This is a genomic window from Vibrio sp. 1078-1, from assembly GCF_033340475.1.
In genome coordinates, this window is sequence record NZ_JAWOWM010000101.1 from 1 (window position 1) to 1,046 (window position 1,046).

2 protein-coding genes are annotated in these 1,046 nt (G+C 47.4%); both read left to right on the top strand.

Annotated features, from left to right (window positions below; genetic code table 11):
- A partial coding sequence (locus R7190_RS25875) for an FAD-binding domain-containing protein (RefSeq protein WP_318137678.1) occupies positions 1–485 on the top strand: 485 nt, incomplete at its 5' end.
- The coding region (locus tag R7190_RS25880) for a cryptochrome/photolyase family protein (protein WP_318137679.1) at positions 486–1,046 on the top strand (561 nt) is incomplete at its 3' end. It lies immediately after the preceding gene.

Below are 1,046 nucleotides of genomic sequence, written 5' to 3' on the forward strand. Positions count from 1 at the left end.
ACGCAAGGTGTTATCAACAAAGGCTGTTTCGGTTTGGTGGTATTCGCAATCAACCGCCGTTAACCAGCTTTTATGCGCATCGTTTTCAGCAGTGGAAAAACGGCACCACACCGTATCCCATTGTCAACGCGTGTATGCACCAACTGAATCACACTGGTTATATGTCTAACCGTGGTCGCCAGTTGGTTGCAAGTTGCCTTGTTCATGAACTGGGGCTGGACTGGCGGTATGGCGCGGCCTACTTTGAAACGCAGTTGATTGACTACGATGTCGGCTCGAATTGGGGAAACTGGCAATATTTAGCGGGAGTAGGGGCAGATCCGAGAGGCTCTCGTCAGTTTAATTTGGAGAAGCAGACGCAAATGTACGACCAAAATCATGAGTTCATTGATCGATGGCAAGGGCGTGACAGCCGAGCGCAGCAAGACGTTGTCGATATGGTCGACTGGCCAATCGCAACGCAGCAAGAAAATGGAGATAAATAAATGCGTTATGACACGGTGCGATTGATTCTCGGCGACCAACTCAACAGCGAGCATTCTTGGTTTCAGCAAGCGGATGATACCGTGCTGTACTTGATTGCTGAGCTCAAGCAAGAAAACACTTACGTTACGCATCACATTCAAAAGGTGTGCGCCTTCTTCTCCGCGATGGCTATTTTTGCTCAAGAGAAGCAAGAAGAAGGGCATCATGTTCTGCATCTAACGTTGGATGACACTGCCGCTTTTGATGATCTTGACCAAGTATTGCAGCACTACGTTCGTGAAGTAGGGGCAAGCAAATTTGAGTATCAACGGCCTGATGAATATCGACTGTTGGAACAACTGACCAAGTTGAAATTAGAAGGTGTTGTCAAACGTTGCGTCGATACCGAGCATTTTTTACTGCCTTTTGCAGAAATAGAACAGCAGTTCCCGCAAGGCAAACACGTCATGATGGAGCACTTTTACCGACGGATGCGCAAGCGCTTTGATATTTTGATGCAAGACGGTAAGCCAGTGGGTGAAAAGTGGAATTACGATGCCAACAACCGCAATAAACTGAAA